General features: G+C 48.4%; 1 protein-coding gene. It reads right to left on the bottom strand.

Annotation, left to right across the window (positions count from 1 at the left end; genetic code table 11):
* Window positions 1–1,173 (bottom strand): replication endonuclease (locus tag IQ211_RS19360; RefSeq protein ID WP_193836485.1); only part of this gene is annotated, 1,173 nt, incomplete at its 3' end.
* Between the last annotated feature and the right edge of the window lie 27 nt (window positions 1,174–1,200).

Genomic DNA, 1,200 nt, shown 5'->3' with positions numbered 1-1,200 from the left:
ACCATCGTGATGCGGTTCAGCCACGCGAATACCAAAGATACGCAGATTATTACGATGGAGTTTGGCTCTGATTTTCGCCCAGAGTCCGCTTAAATACTGTTGTGTATCAGCAGGACTGCTACCGTTCCATTTACGGTTACGGTGTCCGTGTCGGGTTGTGGCATGATATTTAGAGGGGGCGGTTAGCGTGTAGAACTCAGCCACATAGCCCAGTTCATTACAAATATTTTCAAAGCCCCGAATGCGCACCATCATTTCGGTACGACGGATAGCGGGGTTTGCCACGCTACCATAATATTTATCAACCAGGCTGACGCGATTTCCCTCTTCGTCTTCCAGTTCCATCGACTTGATAAAGTCTTTCGTGCGATGCTTCTGCTCTTTCCATTCGGAAATCGTTGTCTTGCTGGCGTAGGTGCTGGCCTTTTTACTGACACGGTTAATGGAGATCTGCAAGTGTTCGCGCCACTCTGCCGACAAACGGCGCAAACGTCCTAACCACCATTTATCCAGGGTCATACGAGAAATGGCCGCGATAGCCTGCTTTTCATCAAAAAAGCGGTCTGTTAACTTATCCCAGTAAGGAGCGTCTTGACGATAGGCTTTGGTGATAGCGGCGGCGCGCATATAGAGAACATACGCCCGTTTCAGATCACTGTCTTCTGGTAGCATGTCGTCTGCAACTGCCTGCAACTTCTGAATAACAAATTCAGCAATATCATTCGCCAGCAGTTCGAGATCTTCCCGTGACATATCAGGAATACGGTTAAATCGCGCCATATACAGTGCGTTATCTGCCTCGATCTCCTGAATCTGGTAACGCTCGGTGACCAAATTAACTCTGGGTAAGATGCGATCAACGAATGTTTTAGATAAAAAAGCCTCGGCACGGCGTTCTCCTTGCCCCTTTTCTAAAACATTCGCTTTGTACTGAACATCAAGACGAACGATAGACGGCTGCTTTCTTAGTAGCTGCTGAACGCGGGCGCGTTCTTTAATCGCCTTTGCTATCGCGCGGTGTTCTTCCTCTTTCTGGTATTGTTCCGCATAGGTCAGGAACGGCCTAACTATCGGCTGGATAGGTTTATCCCACGGCGTAGAAATGCCAGCAACCAGAGCTGCGCTTTGTGGCATCTCTGGCTGGAATTTGCTGGATTGTGGTACAGGGTTCACTCACAAACCTCAGTACTTTCATTGAAA

The sequence above is a fragment of the Xenorhabdus griffiniae genome (assembly GCF_015163655.1).
Lineage (GTDB): Bacteria > Pseudomonadota > Gammaproteobacteria > Enterobacterales > Enterobacteriaceae > Xenorhabdus > Xenorhabdus griffiniae.
Note: the sequence above shows the minus strand (reverse complement) of the source record. Positions and strands in the feature narration are given on the sequence as shown.